At 36.2% G+C, this 14,790-nt stretch carries 18 protein-coding genes; 8 read left to right on the forward strand and 10 right to left on the reverse strand.

Features of this window, described 5'->3' with window-relative positions; genetic code table 11:
* Positions 1 to 184: 184 nt before the first annotated feature.
* Positions 185 to 2,245 (reverse strand): formate dehydrogenase subunit alpha, encoded by a 2,061-nt coding sequence (fdhF, locus tag AC3ANL_RS16050; protein ID WP_488325420.1) that lies wholly within the window; start codon positions 2,243 to 2,245, stop codon positions 185 to 187.
* A 135-nt stretch (positions 2,246 to 2,380) separates the two neighbouring features.
* Positions 2,381 to 4,531 (reverse strand): PAS domain S-box protein, encoded by a 2,151-nt coding sequence (locus tag AC3ANL_RS16055; RefSeq protein WP_488325421.1) that lies wholly within the window; start codon positions 4,529 to 4,531, stop codon positions 2,381 to 2,383.
* Between the two features lie 286 nt (positions 4,532 to 4,817).
* Here AC3ANL_RS16055 and yhfH point away from each other — a divergent pair, with 286 nt between their 5' ends.
* The 3 genes from yhfH to AC3ANL_RS16070 all read left to right on the forward strand — a co-directional run bounded on the left by yhfH (position 4,818) and on the right by AC3ANL_RS16070 (position 5,509).
* The gene (gene yhfH, locus AC3ANL_RS16060; protein WP_488325422.1) at positions 4,818 to 4,952 is read left to right on the forward strand and encodes a protein YhfH; all 135 of its coding nucleotides are present in this window, start codon (positions 4,818 to 4,820) and stop codon (positions 4,950 to 4,952) included.
* 105 nt (positions 4,953 to 5,057) lie between these two features.
* Positions 5,058 to 5,243 (forward strand): hypothetical protein, encoded by a 186-nt coding sequence (locus AC3ANL_RS16065; protein ID WP_488325423.1) that lies wholly within the window; start codon positions 5,058 to 5,060, stop codon positions 5,241 to 5,243.
* Between the two features lie 14 nt (positions 5,244 to 5,257).
* Positions 5,258 to 5,509: a transcriptional regulator SplA domain-containing protein gene (locus AC3ANL_RS16070; protein WP_488325424.1), complete on the forward strand. Its 252-nt coding sequence runs from the start codon at positions 5,258 to 5,260 to the stop codon at positions 5,507 to 5,509.
* 41 nt (positions 5,510 to 5,550) lie between these two features.
* On the opposite strand, the gene AC3ANL_RS16075 is transcribed toward AC3ANL_RS16070, so the two are convergent.
* On the reverse strand, positions 5,551 to 5,736 hold the full coding sequence (locus tag AC3ANL_RS16075; RefSeq protein WP_488329745.1) for a cold-inducible protein YdjO-related protein: 186 nt from the start codon (positions 5,734 to 5,736) through the stop codon (positions 5,551 to 5,553).
* Between the two features lie 90 nt (positions 5,737 to 5,826).
* On the opposite strand from AC3ANL_RS16075, the gene AC3ANL_RS16080 reads away from it, so the two are divergent.
* Positions 5,827 to 5,958, forward strand: coding sequence for a hypothetical protein (locus AC3ANL_RS16080; RefSeq protein ID WP_488325425.1), 132 nt, complete (start codon positions 5,827 to 5,829; stop codon positions 5,956 to 5,958).
* A gap of 98 nt (positions 5,959 to 6,056) precedes the next feature.
* Here the strand turns inward: AC3ANL_RS16080 and AC3ANL_RS16085 are convergent, their stop codons facing one another.
* The 3 genes from AC3ANL_RS16085 to AC3ANL_RS16095 form a co-directional block, all read right to left on the reverse strand.
* Complete coding sequence (locus AC3ANL_RS16085) at positions 6,057 to 7,997, reverse strand: endonuclease MutS2 (protein ID WP_488325426.1); 1,941 nt, start codon at positions 7,995 to 7,997, stop codon at positions 6,057 to 6,059.
* A 376-nt stretch (positions 7,998 to 8,373) separates the two neighbouring features.
* Positions 8,374 to 8,556 (reverse strand): LrgB family protein, encoded by a 183-nt coding sequence (locus AC3ANL_RS16090; RefSeq protein WP_488325427.1) that lies wholly within the window; start codon positions 8,554 to 8,556, stop codon positions 8,374 to 8,376.
* Positions 8,520 to 8,747 (reverse strand): hypothetical protein, encoded by a 228-nt coding sequence (locus AC3ANL_RS16095; RefSeq protein WP_488329850.1) that lies wholly within the window; start codon positions 8,745 to 8,747, stop codon positions 8,520 to 8,522. The genes AC3ANL_RS16090 and AC3ANL_RS16095 overlap by 37 nt, the downstream gene beginning before the upstream one ends.
* A 160-nt stretch (positions 8,748 to 8,907) precedes the next feature.
* Between AC3ANL_RS16095 and AC3ANL_RS16100 the strand changes: the two genes are divergently transcribed.
* Positions 8,908 to 9,510: an SCO family protein gene (locus AC3ANL_RS16100; RefSeq protein ID WP_488325428.1), complete on the forward strand. Its 603-nt coding sequence runs from the start codon at positions 8,908 to 8,910 to the stop codon at positions 9,508 to 9,510.
* 114 nt (positions 9,511 to 9,624) lie between these two features.
* On the opposite strand, the gene AC3ANL_RS16105 is transcribed toward AC3ANL_RS16100, so the two are convergent.
* Positions 9,625 to 9,756 carry a hypothetical protein gene (locus AC3ANL_RS16105; protein WP_488325429.1) on the reverse strand — a complete coding sequence of 44 codons (132 nt, stop codon included), beginning with the start codon at positions 9,754 to 9,756 and terminating at the stop codon, positions 9,625 to 9,627.
* Positions 9,757 to 9,937: 181 nt separating this feature from the next.
* On the opposite strand from AC3ANL_RS16105, the gene AC3ANL_RS16110 reads away from it, so the two are divergent.
* Positions 9,938 to 11,557, forward strand: coding sequence for an ABC-F family ATP-binding cassette domain-containing protein (locus AC3ANL_RS16110; protein WP_488325430.1), 1,620 nt, complete (start codon positions 9,938 to 9,940; stop codon positions 11,555 to 11,557).
* A gap of 46 nt (positions 11,558 to 11,603) precedes the next feature.
* Here AC3ANL_RS16110 and AC3ANL_RS16115 read toward each other — a convergent pair whose 3' ends face one another.
* Positions 11,604 to 11,744, reverse strand: a complete 141-nt coding sequence (locus AC3ANL_RS16115) for a YuzL family protein (RefSeq protein WP_488325431.1) — start codon at positions 11,742 to 11,744, stop codon at positions 11,604 to 11,606.
* A gap of 101 nt (positions 11,745 to 11,845) precedes the next feature.
* Here AC3ANL_RS16115 and AC3ANL_RS16120 point away from each other — a divergent pair, with 101 nt between their 5' ends.
* A complete protein-coding gene (locus AC3ANL_RS16120) occupies positions 11,846 to 12,088 on the forward strand; it encodes a YkuS family protein (protein WP_488325432.1) in 243 nt (80 codons plus the stop codon).
* A 79-nt stretch (positions 12,089 to 12,167) separates the two neighbouring features.
* On the opposite strand, the gene AC3ANL_RS16125 is transcribed toward AC3ANL_RS16120, so the two are convergent.
* Positions 12,168 to 12,650, reverse strand: a complete 483-nt coding sequence (locus AC3ANL_RS16125; RefSeq protein ID WP_488329746.1) for an Hsp20/alpha crystallin family protein — start codon at positions 12,648 to 12,650, stop codon at positions 12,168 to 12,170.
* A gap of 215 nt (positions 12,651 to 12,865) precedes the next feature.
* Here AC3ANL_RS16125 and modB point away from each other — a divergent pair, with 215 nt between their 5' ends.
* The gene (gene modB / locus AC3ANL_RS16130) at positions 12,866 to 13,531 is read left to right on the forward strand and encodes a molybdate ABC transporter permease subunit (RefSeq protein WP_488325433.1); all 666 of its coding nucleotides are present in this window, start codon (positions 12,866 to 12,868) and stop codon (positions 13,529 to 13,531) included.
* A gap of 65 nt (positions 13,532 to 13,596) precedes the next feature.
* Here modB and AC3ANL_RS16135 read toward each other — a convergent pair whose 3' ends face one another.
* Positions 13,597 to 14,781: a D-alanyl-D-alanine carboxypeptidase family protein gene (locus AC3ANL_RS16135; protein ID WP_488325434.1), complete on the reverse strand. Its 1,185-nt coding sequence runs from the start codon at positions 14,779 to 14,781 to the stop codon at positions 13,597 to 13,599.
* Between the last annotated feature and the right edge of the window lie 9 nt (positions 14,782 to 14,790).

Here is a 14,790-nt window from a genome sequence, read left to right on the forward strand (position 1 = left end):
CATGGATTTTTTTGAAACAAAGAACAGGGGTATGTTAATTCGTTTACAAGCATGGCAATTATATTACGATAATATTTCTAAGCAACTGAAAATTCAATCTATAAACAAGCTTATCGTTTATGAGAGATGTTTTTTTAAACAAAAAAAGTGCAGTGGTTATTCTGCACTATTCTTAACACTATGTTTATCCAACCTTCGAAATTGTAACTGCACAGGCTTTATATTCAGCAGTTCCTGAGATTGGGTCATATTCATTTAATGTCAACACATTTGTCGGTGTTTCACTCCAGTGAAAACTCATAAAAACAAGACCTGGAACTACTTGTTCGGTTACTTTCGCTTTCACAAGAAGCTCACCTCGACGAGAACGAACCTGAACCACTTCACCATCATCTATACCAAGTGCAAGGGCATCTGTAGGGTGAATATCAACCGTTTCCTCTGTTTGTTTCACTTTCACTCCTGCCGCATAATGACGTGTCTGGGAATGTGTATTATATGACTCATAGCGCCGACCAGTGGTTAATGTAAAAGGATACTCTGCATCAGGCAATTCTAATGGTTCTGTATAATCAACTGGTACAAAAGGAGACTTTTTCACGACTGGCTGCTGATTATGGAACCTTTCATGCATAATCAATGTTCCAGGGTGATTTTCATCTGGGCATGGGTAATGGATGCTGTATTCAGTTTCTAGGCGCGCATAAGAAATACCACCATACATCTCCCAAGCAAGCTTTCTAACTTCATCCCAAATTTCTTCACTGCTGTTATAGTGCATTGGATAGCCCATTAGTGTCGACAGCTCACAAAGAATTTCCCAGTCTTCTTTCGTATTAGGGTGACCCTCAATCGCTTTTCTAACTCGTTGAACTCTTCGGTCTGTATTCGTATATGTTCCATCCACTTCCCCCCAAGAACGAGCTGGCAATACTACATCAGCGATTTTGGCGGTATCGGTTAGAAAAATGTCTTGGACAATTAATAAATCCAGTTTGTCAAACAATGTTTTCGTATGGTTCATATTCACGTCTGCAAGCAGTGGATTTTCACCAATTACATAAAGGGCTTTTAATTCTCCCATCTCCAATCGATCAAAGGTCCGAGTTTGGGTATCTCCTGCTTGGGGATTTAACTCCACCTTCCATTCCTTTTCATAACGGGCTCTATACTCCTCGTTTGCTAGGCTCATTGCTCCAGCCAACTGGTTCGGCAAACAGCCCATGTCCCCAGCACCTTGGACATTATTTTGTCCTCGGAGCGGCATGATTCCAGTACCTGATTTCCCAATATTTCCAGTTAATAAGGCTAAATTCGCGATATCAAAAACATTGTTTACGCCGCAATGATGCTCAGTTATTCCAAGTGTATAAGCAATCATTGAGCCGCTTGATTTTGCATACTCTCTTGCAGTGGCGATAATATCTTCTGCTTTCAGACCAGTAATTTTTGCTGCAAACTCTGGTGTATAAAGCTCAACTTGTTTTACTAAGCGATCAAAATCAATCGTAAATTGCTCAATGAATTCTGGGTTGTACAAACCTTCTTTTAAGATGACATGAATAAATGCATTAATTAGAGCAATATCTGAACCCACATTGATTTGTAAATGGCGATGAGCTACTTTTACCATATCAATTTTCCTTGGGTCAATTACAATGATCTTAAGTCCTGATTTAACTGCCTTTTTCATTCTATTTGCGATAATTGGATGTGCCTCTGTCGTATTTGAGCCCATCAGCAGCAGCACTTCAGCCTTATCAAAATCTTCAAGTGTGTTTGTAGGGAAACCGCTTCCAAAAACAGTTGCCAGACCGGCAACGCTCGGTGCGTGTCACGTACGGTTACAGCCATCAATATTGTTGCTGTGGATGACTGTCCTCATAAATTTTTGAGTTATAAAATTTGACTCATTTGTACTTCTGGCACATGCAAACATACTAATTGCATTAGGGCCCCAAGTATTTTTAATTTCCGATAAATTTTTCGCAATAAATTGATAAGCTTCTTCCCATGTCGCCTCTACTAACTGACCAGCTTTGCGAATAAGCGGTGATGTCAATCTATTTTTTGCATGGACATATTCATAGGCAAATGCACCTTTTACACAGGTTTGTCCTTTATTAACTGGTGCTTCTTTATCGCCGCGGATTTTCTTAATTTTGTTATCCTGAACTTCCAAGACTAGTCCACACCCAGTACCACAGTAGCCGCATATTGTTTTCACAAAATTTGGTTCACCCATTTTTTTCACTCCCCATTTTTAACTTTTATACCTATACCATCATATTAATCTATTAATTACAATTATAGTTATGTTTTTTTGAAAAATTTGTTTATTTTTAACAACAAAATAAAAAAACGGGAAAGTACTCCCGTTTTAAGCGATTTTTGCAGGTAATAAAATATTAAAAGTAGTTCCTTTATTGGGTTCACTTTCAACAAACACCTTGCCATTATGACTTTCAATTATTTTGAAGCTTACCATTAGACCTAATCCATTACCATTCTTCTTCGTTGTATAAAATGGCTCCCCCAGCTTTTTTAATTTTTCTTTAGGGATCCCTACACCTGAATCCTGTATGGAAATTTGTACATTATTATCATGAATAATCGTTTTAACATGTAAATCTCCACCGTTGGGCATGGCTTCTATTCCATTCTTAATAAAGTTTAGAAAAACTTGTTTTAACCGATTTTCGTCACATTCTATTTGGATAATTTCGTGATTACAATCAAATGACAAGCGAACATTCTTTTTCCTCGCTTCAAATTCCAAAAGGGAAACAACATCCCTAATTACTGGCACCACATTCTTTTCTTCTAATTCAACAGCCTTTGGTTTTGCTAACACCATAAAATCCTCAACAATACCATTGACCCGATCAATTTCATCAAGAATAATATTAAGAAACTCCATTCGTTCTGGATCAGTTTCATCCAATTGCAAGAATTCTGCATATCCCTTCATAGAGGTTAGTGGATTACGAATTTCATGTGCCACGCCGGCAGCCAGTTGTCCTACTGCAGCAAGCTTATCTTGCCGATGAAGGACCTCTTCCGTCTTTTTCCGTTCCGTTATATCATTACGAATAGCAAGGTATTGATATGGCTTCCCATGTTCGTTTAAAAATGGAACAATCGTGGTATCCACCCAATAATAAGTTCCATCCTTAGCTCTATTCCGCAGTTCACCCTTCCACACATCCCCAGAACCAATGGTTTTCCAAAGCTCTTTAAAAAATCCCTTAGAGTGGTACTTCGAATTTAGAATACGATGGTCTTTTCCAATTAATTCTTCTCGACTATACTTAGATATTTCACAAAACTTAGCATTTACGCTTGTTATTTTTCCACTTGCATCCGTAAACGCGACGATTGAGGATTGGTCTAAAGCAAATTTAATATCATTATTTTCTTTAATCATTTCTTTAAGATGCTCTTCAGCCTTTTTTCTATTTGAAATATCAGATCGTATCGCAATATACTGTACGGGTCTTCCTTTCTTATTTAAGAAAGGAACAATGGTCGTATCTACCCAATAAAATGATCCATCTTTCGCTTTATTACGAATTTCCCCACGCCAAATCTGCCCAGATTGAATGGTTTTCCATAAATCTTTAAAAAACTCTTTTGAATGGTATCCCGAATTAAGAATTCGATGATTTTTCCCAATAATTTCTTCCTTATGATACTTTGAAATCTCCTCAAATTTATCATTTACAAATATGATCGTGCCGTGTGGGTCTGTAATCGCAACTATAGTTGAGGCATCAAGGGCAGCCGTGATATCCTTCAGGTTTGTGTCTGTAGTCGCTAATTGCCTACTAATTAAGGTACTTGAAATAATTAGTCCCCCAATTATAAGAACGGATACAAATAAGACTAAATAAATAAAGAAAGGACTATCTGTCGCTGTACCATTTATTGTAGTACTTGTTGTAACAGCAGCTCTTTTTAAAAGAAAATGGCCTTCTGCTATTGCTGAAGAAATAATAATCGCACTTATTGGTTTTAACCATACTTGATGCCCCTTCGAGTAACTGGAAGAAAAAAGGATCCATAATGAAAATAAAAAGGAACCAAAAATTAATAATCCAGAAAAGATCAGAAGCCCCACGTTATATTCAATACTTTCATTCATGGCATATAATCCAATTACTTGAATAGCAATTACTGCAAAGGTTAAAAATAAGCTGCCAAAAAGCAAATGATAAAAGCTAATCTTATTGCCAAAAAACCAAAGGAATGCCATCCCAGTAAAAGCGATTCCAATAAAGATAGAAAGTATCGTAAGTGGAATATGATAGCTAGCAAATCGACTTGTATCAGCTGAAATAAGGGCCATAAAATTCATTACCCATATCCCAATTCCCATTGATAATGTCCCACCAAGAAACAGTAGTCTTTTATTTCGATTTGATGACCTTATCAAGGTGAACATATCTAGCGCTGTATAAGATGCCATGATGGTTAAACCAATGGCAATAATAATAAAAAAAGGATGAGAAATTCCCAGCATTGTATTCATTACCTTTCATCCCCCCCTAAGTCCCGCAATATATTTCTACTATGATTGTAATGTAAAATAGTGGCTTATGGAAGAACTAAATTTGGTAAGATTTTTATTTCACCTCTTTCAATCTTCATGTTATTAAACACTGCAAACACAAAATGGTTTTTGGGATAAAAGACTTATTTTTTTAAAAGTGAAAATTTTTTTAAAAAAAGTCTACACATTTTTTTATTTTTTGTTTATACTGTACTATAACAAGAGAGTTATTAATAAACTGTATTAATAAAGGAGGAGTTTTAAAATGTTAATGAGTCCCGTTGAATTTTTCCGCAGCTTACCTAAAAAGGAATGCCCAGAGTGTGGCCAGCACATGGATGAACAAGCAGAAAGCTACTTAATGGAATGCGATCGTTGTTTGGCAAAAAGAGAAGAATAGCAATAAAAAGATGTCTCAAAGGTTTGAGGCATCTTTTTTTTGCAGAAAAAGGCAGGCATAATCACTTTTCTTTAGGTAAAACCTTTAGGTAAGGAGTTGATTCTAATGGTTAGAAAGGAAGATTATTTAACACCTGCTGCAAAGAAACAGCAAATAACGATTAATAATGGCGCAGTTTTTCCAAATCAAAAAAATGTTCCGGGAGATTCCGTTGATGAGCATGAGTTTCTCGAAGAGGCTAACACCATTATCAGCGGGGATGAGATCCGTCAGAAAAATGAAAATCTATAAAGGTGGTTTTATAAATGAGTATCATTGATATATCAAATGCCCAACCAGGCGATGAAGTATTTGTAATATACCGCAATCCACATGTGCCCTCCGTTGCGAATGTTCAAGCAGCTGAATTAGTTCAACATCCAAAAGACCCAAATTCCCTAGCCTTATTTCTTAATGACACTTTTCATGTAATTGAAGATGATGACGCAATATTTTCTTCTTCCGAAGCTGCTCAAAAAGCCTATGATGATCACTTTTTTGATTTCGTTGAAGAATAAAAGACTGTCAAGAAAAATGACAGTCTTTTGTTCAATCCTATTTAGATTTTTGGAAGCTCTCGTATTTCTTGTGACATTTCATTACCACACATAGGACAAAGCAAGTCATCAGCGACAAAATCCTTTCTCATCCAACCAATACAAGCGTCATCCATGCAAGAGTATATCTCGGTATCGACGAGAATGGTTTCAATTTCTTCTTCCTTAGCTTTTTTACCGTAAAAGATGGGTACCGCCTCCTTTTATCCATAGTATGCACCAAAATGTTACTTTTCATTTCCGGATATTCCTTTTATCTATTGGAGGTGTTAAAAAATATGACAAACAAACGATATACTAGGGTCGGTACAGACATAAAAGAAGTGAAACGATTAAATAGTCAGTCTGGTTTAAGCTACAATGAAGTAAAAATGTTGTTAGCTAAACAATATTTAAATCAGAAAAAATAGATTTCTTTACAACTCAAACAAGCTTTCACAAGAGGATGTCTCAATTTGCCTTTAAGATCATCCTCTTTTTAGTTTCTCTAGACGTTATTCACACATTATTAGAGTAATCTGTTGTCTTCTTTATATTCAACTGTAATATCTTCATGATGTCCTTTTGATAGAAGTTTACTTTTCTTGCGATTTTCTTTTGACTGAAAAATAATTTCAAAATCATAATCATCGGGATAAAGCTCTTTAGCGGCAATATATAACTGGATTCTTTTATGATTGACAGACAATTTTTCTCCCTTTATTTGGACAATATAATTTCCAAGTTGATCTGGGCCAGTATAAACAATACCCAACTCATTTGTAGGGGAGACCTTTACATTATCCCCTTGTTGATAATTTGGAATGTCAATACTCGGCGGGAAAGACTTTTTCCGATTTTGATATTTATTGATAATTACTTGCTTTTCTAATTCTTTGAGTCTCCATGTTTCTGTCATTTCGGTTTGATACTGTTTCGCTTCTTTATAGGTGATCTTATGTGCCCTTTCAATGATCCTAGGGTGCATTCCCAGCTTTAATGCGATAGCAAATGCTTGGCTTTCTCCCCCTCTGCCCAATATAAGACGATATGTCGGACTTAAAGTAGTTAAATCAAATTCCATTGAGCCATTTAAAAAGCCTTGATGTGTTTCAGCAAACTCCTTTATCTCACTATAATGTGTCGTTGCCAGAATGGTTGCACCCTTATCATAAAGTGTTTCGAGAATGGCTGTCGCAAGGCCCATGCCTTCCCCTGGGTCAGTTCCTGAACCGAGTTCATCTAATAAAGTTAATGTGCGATCATTGGTATCTTTCAGGATTTCGATTATATTAACGATTCGAGAACTAAACGTACTTAAATTTTCTGTGATGCTTTGCCCGTCGCCTATATCAACTAATATCCGATCAAAGATTCTTAAATTACTTTCCTCGGAAGCAGGAATATGAAGTCCACATTGGACCATTAATGTTAACAAACCCACCGTTTTGATTGTTACCGTTTTCCCACCAGTATTGGGACCTGTGATTACTAATGCCTGTTCTTGTTTACTCATTTTAAAGGAGAGTGGAACAGCTTTGTCATCTAAAAGCGGGTGTCTAGCTTGAATTAAATTCATTTCCTTTGCTTCATTAATGCTTACTTTGACTGCATTAATTGATCGGCAATACTTAGCTTTTGCAAATAAAAAATCATAATGGACCATCGTTTCAACTGCCAGCCGGATTTGCTGCTCTTTTTCCTCTACCAACCCTGTTAAATAGGTTAGAATTTTTTGTATTTCAACCTCTTCATCATTGATAAACCATGTTAACTGATCTTGGTAGATGGCAATTTCCTCTGGCTCGATAAAAAGAGTTGATCCTGAAGCAGATGTATCAAGCACTGTTCCCTTTATTTTATTCCGATATTCTTTTTTGATAGGAATGACAAATCTGCCATTTCGTTGACTTATTACATTTTCTTGCAAGAAGGTCTTATACTTATTGGAACGAATCAGCTGCATAGTCTTTTCTTTCAACCGCTCTTCTTGAATAGCGATTTGTTTCCTAATTTTTAATAATTCCTTGCTTGCATAATCATCAACCCTTCCATTACGGATGCAACGGTTGATTTCCGACGCAAGTTCAGGTAATTCATCAATTACCACCACATAGGCGGAAACCCTTGGGGCATAATATTCTTTGTCCTTCATGTAACGCCGCATCTTCCCACAGCACTCTAAAAAATCATTTAGTTTTCCGAGCTGATCGACCCTTAAGGCTATACCTTTATTTAAATTATTTAGTAAAACCTCCAACCCATCAAGACCATGAACAGGTACACTTGCACTTTTTTTCAAGATCTCAACAGCTTCTGAAAGTTCGTCAAGCCAGGCTTCAATTTGCTTCTTATTAATAGATGGTGTCAGGCCTCTAATTTTTCCTTTACCTTCATTCGTTAAAGCAAACCCTACAATAGCTTCCTTAATCTTCTCAAAATCCAGTGTGTTAAAGGTATGTTGATTCACGATATTTCCTCCTAAAATGAAATAAGCCGCAATGAACAATGTCATTGCGGCCAAAAGTGATGAGTAGCTACTCTACTCAATTTTCATACAAAAATGCCCAAAATAAAAACTGTCTACACGAGTGTACACAGCTACATTGGAAAATGATGTATGCTTATGCGTGCCCATTGTTCTTAACTTCAGTCCATCACTAAATAAGCCCTTCATTCGTAAAAATGAACGAGTTTAATGGAATGAAACTATCCAATTGATTGGATTAGTTAAGAACGACACCTAACATAAAACATACTCCCTTATTAGAAAAATTAAATTCTTCTAAAGAATAAGGTAATTGGTTTTATTTGTCAACAGGCATATTACCTAAAAAATAACCTTCTTATAATATAAAATGAATTATGTACGGGATGATGACCGAAGTTAATAGCGCCGCAACCCCCATAGCGGCTCCGGAAACAGCGCCCTGGATCTCCCCTTCTTTTACTGCCTCAACCGTACCAATAGCATGAGAAATTGTACCAATTGCTAATCCGCGTGCAAATGGATGACCAATTTTGAACAAGTATTAAAATGGTACTGAGGAATACAGGACTGGTTAATGGTGACGGATATTTTTTTGGTAATAAACCGAGCAAACTGATAGACATTGCTAAGAATTTGCAAATGAAAGAAACGGGCCGTAGAATTCCCTATCTGATAGATTGCAAAAAGAATGAGCAATTGAATAATAAACCTCCAAACTTTTTTTACCATGCTTAGCCTCCAATCTTCCTCTCAAATAGTCCGATTTTTCAAAATAAATATTATAATACAGTATAAAGGAATTCTGAATAGGTTGCATCTTCTTTTGTTCACATAATATCCATATCTTTTTTCGAAAAACTTCATTATCTTATTGATAGGAGGGATCATTATGAAAAAAATCTATCTTATTTGCGGTCTTGCCATTTTGTTAGGAATTGCCGGAGGAATTTCTTTTTTTCTTATTCGAGATGCAAATGCAGCAGTTCCAAAAGATGCCACTTTAGTCGATCAAAATGGTGATACATATATTTTCGGCAAGGATAAGACCAAATTAAAGTTAATTGAATTCATTTACACTCATTGTCCTGATGTATGTCCAACCACGACTCAAAAGATGGTTGAATTGAAAAAGGACTTAATGAATAAAGGGGTTTATGGAAAAGGCATTGAATTTGTTACAATAACAATTGATCCCTATCGCGACACGCCGGAGATTTTACAAGAATACAAGCAAGGTTTTGGAATCCAAGATGATGAGGATTGGGTTTTTTTAACCGGGGAAAAACGAAAAATTAAAGAAGCGCAAACAGAACTAAGAAAAATTACTGATGCCTTACAATTCCAATATAAAGACCCTGGAAATGGGCAATTCATCCATTCTACGTTTACTTACCTTGTGGATAAAAACAATACATTTATTGCAAAGTTTCCAATGGGAAAAGAATTTAATAAACAAGATGTTTATGATAAGATCTTAGATAAAATTGAATAATAAAAAAAGCGGTTAGTCCCCTGGATTAAACGCTTTTCCCTATAAATGATCGTATTTCAAATGTAGATGATTCCATTGATTAGAGGAGTGCCAATGCCCTACTCACTTTCATATTTAATTCACGGATGGAAATTGTTTAATTTTCTGCAAGGATAAAAGGTAATTGGACTTTGGTTTTGTTAAACTTACTTTGATTCCAGCTTTTTTTAGCTTATTGACGAGTTCAGTAAGCTGTTTTTTTGCCATACTTCTCACCTCTTTAAACTTCTTAAACCAATATTACATCAAAAATATGAATAAAGTGTGAATTTGGAAGAAATTTTTTAGAAAATTTTTCATAAAATATTATTCCGCTTCAAAGAATTCGCTCTTCGTTCTGTTTAATGGTATAATAAATAGATATTTTGTGTTCTGGAGGATTTCTAATATGATTACAGTAAGTAACGTAAGTTTAAGATATGGAGACCGTAAGTTATTTGAAGATGTAAATATCAAGTTTACACCGGGTAATTGCTACGGACTAATTGGAGCAAATGGTGCTGGTAAATCAACTTTTTTAAAAATTTTATCTGGTGAGATTGAAGCACAAACAGGAACAGTTCAACTCGGACCAAACGAACGGATGGCTGTATTAAAACAGAACCATTTTGAATACGAAGAATTTGAAGTATTAAAAACCGTTATTATGGGTCACGCAAGATTGTATGAAGTCATGCAGGAAAAAGACGCTATTTATATGAAAGAAAATTTCACTGATGAGGACGGGATGAAAGCTGCCGAACTCGAAGGTGAATTTGCTGAATTGAACGGTTGGGAAGCTGAACCTGAAGCTGCTATTCTGTTAAAAGGTTTAGGAATTGGCGAAGAGCTTCATGATAAAAAGATGGCGGATTTAACAGGTTCTGAAAAGGTTAAAGTCTTGTTAGCACAGGCATTGTTTGGCAGACCAGATGTTTTACTTTTGGATGAGCCGACAAACCACTTAGATATCAAAGCCATTCAATGGCTAGAGGATTTCTTAATTAACTTTGAAAATACTGTTATTGTGGTATCCCATGATCGTCATTTCTTAAATAAAGTTTGTACACATATTGCCGATTTGGACTTTAGTAAAATTCAGATCTATGTTGGAAACTATGACTTCTGGTATGAATCCAGTCAATTAGCTTCGAAATTAACCTCGGATGCTAACAAGAAAAAAGAAGAAAAAATAAAGGAATTACAAGCCTTTATTGCCCGGTTTAGTGCAAATGCCTCTAAATCAAAACAAGCAACGTCTCGAAAAAAACTATTAGATAAAATCACCCTTGATGACATCAGACCTTCTTCTCGTCGTTATCCCTTTGTTGGTTTTACACCAGAACGTGAAATTGGGAATGACTTGTTACGTGTCGAAGGGTTGACAAAAACAATTGATGGCGTCAAGGTGCTTGATAACATAAGCTTCTTTATGAACAAAGGAGATAAAATCGCCCTTGTTGGCACAAATGAGGTAGCAAAAACAACCCTTTTTAAAATTTTAATGGGTGAAATGGAAGCAGATAGTGGAACATTTAAATGGGGAATCACCACTTCACAAGCCTATTTTCCAAAAGATAACTCGGAGTATTTTGAGAACAGCGACCTAAACCTGGTGGATTGGCTTCGTCAATTTTCCCCAAAAGATGATAGTGAAAGTTTCTTACGTGGATTTTTAGGAAGAATGTTATTTTCTGGCGAAGAAGTGTTAAAAAAAGCAAGCGTTCTGTCCGGGGGAGAAAAGGTTCGTTGTATGCTTTCTAAAATGATGTTAAATGGAGCAAATGTGCTTCTTCTTGATGAACCAACCAACCATTTGGACTTAGAATCCATTACAGCTCTTAATAATGGTTTAATAAACTTTAAAGGCTCTATGCTATTTTCCTCACATGACCATCAGTTCATTCAAACGATTGCAAACAGAATCTTTGAATTTACGCCTAAGGGCTTAGTGGATAAGCAAATGAATTATGATGAGTATCTGGATAACGAAGAGATCCAAAAGCAAGTGGCAGAAATGTATCAATAAAATATTATTCGAGGATGGCTCAACAGCTTGAGCCATCCTCTTCTTTTTAGCTTCTTTTTTGTTTTCTCCTTGAAGATGGTTCAGCTCTTGAACCTGTTTCTGTGGTAGTTGTTCCTTGACCCTCTACTTGTGGTGAATTAAGACCAATAGTAGACGGGTCTGCTTTTCGTTTACTACGTTTTCCCATATACAACACCTCCTCTATTATCTTTTGGAACATTATCAATCCCTATACGGAATATTTACCTTAATCTGAGGCAAGATAATCTACAGGAGGAGGTGTTTTGTATGGCAAAAGTTGGAGTAGAACAATCTCTTACAAATATTCAACAGGCACTTAGGGAAAAAGGATATGACGTAGTAGAATTAAAGCAGGAGTCTGATGCACAAAATTGTGATTGCTGCGTAGTAACAGGTCTTGATTCAAATGTTATGGGTATGCAGGATACCTCAATAAAAGGCTCTGTCATTGATGCAAACGGAATGTCTGCTGATGAAGTATGTCAGCAGGTAGAAAGCAAGCTGCAATAGTAATATTTAAAGACTAAAGGACTTTTTGCTTTAGTCTTTTTTATATCCGAATAATGCCTTTTCTTTAGGATGAAAATGTCTATTCAATGGGTATCATTTCTTCCTTTTCAATCGTACGTTGATAACTGACAAATAATAATCCGTGCCAAAATTTCGCATTCAATTGGGGAGAACTGATAGAATCCGGTAAGGAAATTTGTCTCTGAAAATCACCATAAAACCTCTCTGAATGGGTCATTTTTAATTGTGGATGAATAGGTAAAACACTGCCTTTAATGGTTAGGATATTGCCATTGAGGCCTAATTCAAGGTTTTCCTTCATCACCCCGGGTAGTTCAATCAACACAATAACGTCCTTTTCCCCTTCTAATATATCGAATGCCGGGAATACTCTAGACGACTTCTCACCACGACCAGATGGTCCACCAGTGCTTGATTCTTTAGGTGGTGGTTCTTGATCGCTCATAAATTGCTTAGTGAAATCTTGTTCAAAAATGTTGTTCCAAAATTCACCACCCTGCATGTTTTTGGCCATATCCATCCATTGCTTTAATTTCTCCATGTCCACCTTTATCCCCCCCTTTAGCTCACTAGCCATAACATGAATATCAATCTATTTGCAGTTTTTTTTGGATTTCGCCTTTATGGAATGAACACCTTTCGATATAATGGTTGAAGAATACATATAAAAAGACGTTAAGCTCTCTTCTATGATTATTTACAATGCATGATTGCAAGAACAATTTTTTAAAAATATGGTTATAAAGTATTGGATTGATGAGTTTGATACAAAATGAATTTTTGTCACCCATTATATTATCTATAAAAGTGGCGTCAGTTTCTGTGGCTGTCGTCTTCGTTTTCGGAATTATCTGGGGGAGATTATTAGCCAAACGGAACTTTAGAGGAAAAATGCTGATTGAAACCCTCCTGTTGCTTCCACTTGTGCTGCCGCCAACGGTTGTTGGTTTTTTATTAATATTCTTTTTTGGCAGAAATAGTCCAGTTGGAACGTTAATAGAAGAGTTGTTTTCCAGCTCCATAATGTTCACACCATTGTCTGCTGTGATTGCTTCCACCATTGTCGCCTTTCCATTGATGTATCAAACCGTAAAAATAGGTTTTGAAGCTGTCGACAAAGATATTGAGGATGCAGCAAGAGTAGATGGAGCTAATGAAATAAGTGTATTTTTACTTGTGACACTACCATTGTCAATTCGCTCCATTATTTCTGGTGTTATCCTGAGCTTTGCAAGAGCGCTTGGAGAATTTGGAGCCACCTTTATGTTCTCAGGCAATATCCCTGGCAAGACACAAACAGCTCCCACAGCCATTTATATTGCAATGGAATCAGGAAATATGCAATTAGCATGGCTCTTGGTCCTGTCAATGGTATTAATATCTTTTGTTATGCTGCTCCTCACTAATTTGACGAACAAATAAGAGGAAGTTTCAAATCAAGGGTCTGACCCTTTGGTTTGAAACTTCCTCTTCAATTCATCGAGTTTTTAATATTTGCTCGTCCATTTCTTTCTAAATCCGATCAACACAACCACCAAAACCATCATCATCATGCCAACAATAACATTAACTTGAAAAAGTAATTGTTGCTTATCCATTGGTTTTTCGTGTTTTTCTTTTATGGTCTTAGGTTTTGGCGGTTCTTTGTATTTTAGTTGTAATGATTGTAAAACTTTACCGTTCTGATCCTCTATCGATAGCATTCCCATGTTATTGACCTTTTTTATAGAGCCCTCACTTTTCTCTGTTATCACAGTGTCATGTTCTGGATAAAATTCTTTATTATCCTTAATGAAAAATTCCCCCTGTTTGATTGTCGCATGTCGATATCCCTTAAACCCATAATCAAACAAAAGTGCTGTATCTTTATATTTATCATTTTTTAATTCAGACTTTAGCACAATTGCTGTCAACCTCATTTTTCCATTATCAGCGGTTGTTGCTAATGTTTGCTTTGTTTCAGTTGTATAACCTGTCTTTCCACCTGTTATGCCTGGATATGGAAGCTCACCCTTAAGCATTTTATGGTGTGTGAAGAGCGTCGTCTCCCATGACTGTCCCTTCCATTCAAGCACTTTTGTTCCAAAGATTTCAGCAAATACAGGATTTTTAAGGGCATAATTAGTGATTAGTGCTAAATCCATGGCCGTTGTATAATGGTTCACATCAAATAAGCCGTTAGGATTTGTGAAATGGGTATTGCTCACACCAATCTTAGTTTTTAGGAAATTATTAAGGTTTTGAGCAAATTGTTCAACGTTTCCATCTAAATGTTCAGCGATTGCCATTGCAGCATCATTGCCCGAGTTAATCAGCATCCCTTGAATGAGTCTCTTTAAGGGTACCTGCTCCCCTTCATTTAAATAAACCCGCGTACCATCTTGTCGTACAGCATTCGCACTAACAGTTGCAAGACTGTCTAAATTGCCTTTTTCAATGGCATAAATGGCCGTTGCGATTTTTGTTAGACTTGCTGGATACATTTTTTCATTAGCATTTTTTGAATAGAGTATTGCACCGGTATCGGAATCTAACAACGCCGCAGCCTCACTTTTTAAATCCAATGGTTCTGTTTCTTGAGCAAAAGATGATAATGGATTCGTATAAAGGAGTAATCCGGTTAAAATCAAAGTTAAAATTTTTTTCAATTGTAAGCACACATCCTTACTCATACAGTTATT

The sequence above is a fragment of the Neobacillus sp. DHD-1R genome (assembly GCF_057747995.1).

What these genes read in the sequence shown, in the direction of transcription:
- AC3ANL_RS16055 (WP_488325421.1), bottom strand. Translation starts at nt 4,531, where the DNA reads ATGAATACAATGCTGGGAATTTCTCATCCTTTTTTTATTATTATTGCC.
- yhfH (WP_488325422.1), top strand. Translation starts at nt 4,818, where the DNA reads ATGTTAATGAGTCCCGTTGAATTTTTCCGCAGCTTACCTAAAAAGGAA.
- AC3ANL_RS16065 (WP_488325423.1), top strand. Translation starts at nt 5,058, where the DNA reads ATGGTTAGAAAGGAAGATTATTTAACACCTGCTGCAAAGAAACAGCAA.
- AC3ANL_RS16070 (WP_488325424.1), top strand. Translation starts at nt 5,258, where the DNA reads ATGAGTATCATTGATATATCAAATGCCCAACCAGGCGATGAAGTATTT.
- AC3ANL_RS16080 (WP_488325425.1), top strand. Translation starts at nt 5,827, where the DNA reads ATGACAAACAAACGATATACTAGGGTCGGTACAGACATAAAAGAAGTG.
- AC3ANL_RS16095 (WP_488329850.1), bottom strand. Translation starts at nt 8,747, where the DNA reads ATGGTAAAAAAAGTTTGGAGGTTTATTATTCAATTGCTCATTCTTTTT.
- AC3ANL_RS16100 (WP_488325428.1), top strand. Translation starts at nt 8,908, where the DNA reads ATGAAAAAAATCTATCTTATTTGCGGTCTTGCCATTTTGTTAGGAATT.
- AC3ANL_RS16105 (WP_488325429.1), bottom strand. Translation starts at nt 9,756, where the DNA reads ATGGCAAAAAAACAGCTTACTGAACTCGTCAATAAGCTAAAAAAAGCT.
- AC3ANL_RS16110 (WP_488325430.1), top strand. Translation starts at nt 9,938, where the DNA reads ATGATTACAGTAAGTAACGTAAGTTTAAGATATGGAGACCGTAAGTTA.
- AC3ANL_RS16115 (WP_488325431.1), bottom strand. Translation starts at nt 11,744, where the DNA reads ATGGGAAAACGTAGTAAACGAAAAGCAGACCCGTCTACTATTGGTCTT.
- AC3ANL_RS16120 (WP_488325432.1), top strand. Translation starts at nt 11,846, where the DNA reads ATGGCAAAAGTTGGAGTAGAACAATCTCTTACAAATATTCAACAGGCA.
- AC3ANL_RS16125 (WP_488329746.1), bottom strand. Translation starts at nt 12,650, where the DNA reads ATGGAGAAATTAAAGCAATGGATGGATATGGCCAAAAACATGCAGGGT.
- modB (WP_488325433.1), top strand. Translation starts at nt 12,866, where the DNA reads ATGAGTTTGATACAAAATGAATTTTTGTCACCCATTATATTATCTATA.
- AC3ANL_RS16135 (WP_488325434.1), bottom strand. Translation starts at nt 14,781, where the DNA reads ATGAGTAAGGATGTGTGCTTACAATTGAAAAAAATTTTAACTTTGATT.